At 60.7% G+C, this 3620-nt stretch carries 6 protein-coding genes; 4 read left to right on the plus strand and 2 right to left on the minus strand.

The genetic code is table 11. From position 1 onward, the window contains the following. The 4 genes from Q8O69_RS20200 to Q8O69_RS20215 form a co-directional block, all read left to right on the plus strand. The coding region (locus Q8O69_RS20200) for a hypothetical protein (RefSeq protein ID WP_305594034.1) at positions 1 to 188 on the plus strand (188 nt) is incomplete at its 5' end. Between the two features lie 2 nt (positions 189 to 190). Then, entirely contained in the window at positions 191 to 661 is a 471-nt protein-coding gene (locus Q8O69_RS20205) for a GNAT family N-acetyltransferase (RefSeq protein WP_305594036.1), read from the plus strand. 86 nt (positions 662 to 747) lie between these two features. Further along, positions 748 to 1188 carry a hypothetical protein gene (locus tag Q8O69_RS20210; protein ID WP_304869162.1) on the plus strand — a complete coding sequence of 147 codons (441 nt, stop codon included), beginning with the start codon at positions 748 to 750 and terminating at the stop codon, positions 1186 to 1188. A gap of 62 nt (positions 1189 to 1250) precedes the next feature. Then, the gene (locus Q8O69_RS20215; protein WP_305594038.1) at positions 1251 to 1595 is read left to right on the plus strand and encodes a YciI family protein; all 345 of its coding nucleotides are present in this window, start codon (positions 1251 to 1253) and stop codon (positions 1593 to 1595) included. 219 nt (positions 1596 to 1814) lie between these two features. On the opposite strand, the gene Q8O69_RS20220 is transcribed toward Q8O69_RS20215, so the two are convergent. Both Q8O69_RS20220 and Q8O69_RS20225 read right to left on the minus strand, forming a co-directional pair. Next, positions 1815 to 3218, minus strand: coding sequence for an efflux transporter outer membrane subunit (locus tag Q8O69_RS20220; RefSeq protein ID WP_305594040.1), 1404 nt, complete (start codon positions 3216 to 3218; stop codon positions 1815 to 1817). Next, a partial coding sequence (locus tag Q8O69_RS20225; protein WP_305594042.1) for an efflux RND transporter permease subunit occupies positions 3215 to 3620 on the minus strand: 406 nt, incomplete at its 5' end. The genes Q8O69_RS20220 and Q8O69_RS20225, both read right to left, overlap by 4 nt.

The following is a 3620-nucleotide window of genomic DNA, read 5'->3' on the forward strand; positions in this document are numbered from 1 at the left end:
ATCAGGAACAACTCCTTGCGGGTTTGCTTGCGCTTGCCAGCGTACTCGGCGTCGGCGAAGGTCATCTGCTTCATCGGGAAACTCGGTGGGTGGGGTCGCGGTATTTTGCCAAATCAGAAAGTCTTTTTCAGAGTTTCCCTAACGGAGTAAACCAAATGCAACCCTTAACCAAACCGCAGAGAATATAAGCATGCGCGTGCAGCTAGAGCCTCCAAACCAGCCTGAAGTTATTGCGCTTATCGCGGAGTTGGATGCGTATCAGGACACCTTGTACCCGGCCGAAGCGCGCTATGCGCTGGACCTGACCACGCTTGAGCAGGACAACGTGTTGTTTGCTGTGGCCAGAGGCAACGACGGGGCGGCCATTGCTTGCGCTGCGGTGGTGCTTGGCGATGGGGCAGGGGAGCTAAAGCGCATGTTTGTGCGCCCAGCCAACCGTGCGCAAGGTGCGGCTGCGCAGGTGTTGTTACAGCTTGAAGTCGAGTCGATAAAGCGCGGTTGTCGGATGTTGCAACTTGAAACGGGCCCTTACCAAGCAGAGGCGTTGGCGTTTTATCAGAAGCATGGCTTCCAGATATGCAGCGCATTCGGCGACTACCCTGAACATCCGCTGAGTGTGTTTATGCAAAAGCGGCTCAGTGGCGCTCGCGCGGCAGGCTAACTAATCATGCCCATGGACACCCGTACCGCGTGGGCACAAACCAGTGTTTACGGCCTCGGTACAGGCATTAGATATCTGGAGAAGCCGTGAACCGTATTCAGCTTTTTTGCTGGCGTTTACTCGTTGCAGCCACCGCTGGGCTGATGTTGTTCGGGCTTGCGCTTGTGCTGATGCCGGGCTTTACCCTGCAAGCATTCAGCCTGCTGGTTTACGCATCGGCGGCACACCTCAATACATTCGGCCCTGAAGCCTTGGCTTATATCAGCCTGGTGCATGCCGTGCTGGGCTCGGTGATGTTCGGCTGGGGCGCTGTGCTGATGTTTCTCGCGCTTGGCCCCGTGCGCAGAGGCAGCCAAGACGCATGGTGGATGTTTGTTGTGTCACTGCTCGCCTGGTTTATCCCTGACACAGCCTATTCGCTGCTGTCTGGCTTCTGGCAAAACGCGCTGCTCAATGCCGGTTTTGCATTGCTGTTTGCAAGTGCGCTCGGCGGATTGCGCTCATTCACGACGCAAGAGCGCATATGACGCATGGCTGAGCGCGTTCAGCATATTTATCCGGGCGACTAAAGACCGTAGCAGGAGGCGTTATGGCGCAGTATCTGGTGGCGATCCACCATCCTGATGACTACGACCCGGCCATTGCCGAGGATGAGGCAATGACCCGCGATATCGACGTGCTTAATGACGCGATGGTGGCGGCCGGTGTCAGGATTTTCGTCGGCGGTCTGCTCCCGGCGCGCCGCGCGAAAGCACTACGAGCGCAGCCCAATGGCGAGGTGCTTGTTAGTGACGGGCCATACCTGCAGACCAAGGAACACGTAGGTGGTTTCTGGGTTTTGGAAACGGCTGATATGGAGGAGGCGCTGGCCTGGGGGCGCAAGGCCGCCATTGCCTGTCGGGCACCGGTTGAGGTGCGGCCGTTTCACTCATAAAAAAGCCCCACGGCAAGGAGCGGATGCCGTGGGGCGGGAAGGGGTTGGGAAGCCAACCGGGGGAGAGTCTGTAAGAACCTGCTTACAATCTGCTGCGCTTCGGCCCTGCTGCGTTAAAAACAGGCTCGGAATGCTCATTTACACCAGTAAACTCCGCTTCCTCGCCTATTTTTGCCTTGCAGGTCTCTAGCTCGCGAGATCGTAAGTAGGTTCTCAAAGTTAAGCGTTAGGCTGCCACCCGCCGCCTAGGGCCTTGTAGATGGCGACGATGCCGCGATACAGCTCGACTTCCGCCTGGGCCTGGGCGTCTTCGGCGCTTAGGCGTTCGCGTTCGGCGTCGAGCAGCACGAGAAAGTCCACTTCACCTTCGCGGTAGCGCACGCGGGCTTGTTCGGCTGCGGCGCGGCTGGCGTCGGATTGGCGCAGCAGGGCGAGCAGGCGCTGCTGACGCTTGCCGTAGTCGCTAAAGGCGTTGGCCGATTCTTCCAGGGCCAGCAGCACCTGCTGTTCATAGTTGGCCAGTGCGCCATCGGCTTCGGCTTCAGCCCCGCGCAGTCGTGCACGCACGCTGCCCAGATCAAAAGCGGCCCAGCTGATGGTCGGTGCCAGGCCCCAGGCTTGCGCTGCCGACGAGCCCAGCTGCGAGCCACGCCCGGCGGTGAAGCCGAGGAAGCCGGACATGCTCACCCGTGGAAACAGGTCCGCTGTGGCCACGCCGATATTGGCGGTGGCGGCGGCCAATTGCCGTTCGGCGGCACGGATATCCGGACGGCGGCGCAGCAACTCGCCGGGATCGCCAACTGGCAGGGCTTTGGCGATGGCGGGCAGGTCCTGAGCAGAGAGGTCGACGCTCAATTGGTCCGGGCGTTGGCCGAGCAGGGTGGCGATGCGGTGCTTGGCGCGCTGTTGTTCGGCCTGCAGTTGCGGCAGGCTGGCTTCGGTGCCGGCCAGGCGCGCGTCACTGCGCAGCACATCCAACTGGCTACCGACGCCGGCTTCGCGCAATTGCTCGGTTATGGCGCGGGATTCCTGCTGGTTTTGCAGGTTGGCGCGGGCAATACGTTCACGCAGTTGTGCGCCGCGCAGGCTGCCGTAGGCATCTACCAGTTCGGCGATCAGGCTGACCTGCAGTTGCTGGTAATCCGCTTCGGCCACGTCCAGCTCGGCATCGCTGGCTTCCAGTTGGCGCTGGATACGACCAAACAGGTCCAGTTCCCAGAGCATATCCAGGCCCAGGTCGTAACGTTCGCCGCGCACGCGCTGCTCGGTGACGCCGGGTTGCTGGGCTTTACCGAATTCACCGCTGGCGCGGCTGGTGACGGTCGGCAACTGATCGTTGCCGAGGTCGTCACGGATGGCCTGGGCCGCCAGCAGGCGGGCAAAGGCCACACGCAGTTGACGGTTTTCCTGCAGCGACTGTTGCACCAACTGGTTGAGGATCGGGTCGTCGAACTGCTGCCACCAGCTGGTTTCGAAACGCGAGCGGTCGTAGCTACTGCTTTGCGCGCTGCTCAGCTGGGCATCTGCAGTCTGCGGTGCCTGGTAATCCGGGCCGACGGCGCAGGCCGTCAGTGCCAGTGCTAACAGGCTAATCGCTAGAGGTTTGGCGGTAATGGTCTTCATGCCTGTACCTCCTGCAGACGCGCGACTTTCTTCGCTTCACGCTTCTCCACAAAGGCGCGGATCAATACATAGAACAGCGGGGTCAGCAGCAGACCGAAGAAGGTTACGCCGAGCATGCCGCTGAACACGGCAACCCCCATGGCATGGCGCATTTCTGCGCCGGCGCCGGAGGACAGTACCAGTGGCACCACACCCATGATAAAGGCGAAGCTGGTCATCAGAATCGGCCGCAGACGCAGGCGGCAGGCTTCCAGCACCGCGCTGACGCGGTCCATGCCTTCTTCCTGTTTCTCCTTGGCGAACTCGACGATCAGGATGGCGTTCTTGCAGGCCAGTCCCACCAGTACGATCAAGCCGATCTGGGTAAAGATGTTGTTGTCGCCTCCCGCCAGGATTACCCCG

The sequence above is a fragment of the Pseudomonas sp. genome, from assembly GCF_030690725.1.
Classification (GTDB): Bacteria; Pseudomonadota; Gammaproteobacteria; order Pseudomonadales; family Pseudomonadaceae; genus Aquipseudomonas.

What these genes read in the sequence shown, in the direction of transcription:
- Q8O69_RS20220 (WP_305594040.1), bottom strand. Translation starts at nt 3,218, where the DNA reads ATGAAGACCATTACCGCCAAACCTCTAGCGATTAGCCTGTTAGCACTG.
- Q8O69_RS20205 (WP_305594036.1), top strand. Translation starts at nt 191, where the DNA reads ATGCGCGTGCAGCTAGAGCCTCCAAACCAGCCTGAAGTTATTGCGCTT.
- Q8O69_RS20215 (WP_305594038.1), top strand. Translation starts at nt 1,251, where the DNA reads ATGGCGCAGTATCTGGTGGCGATCCACCATCCTGATGACTACGACCCG.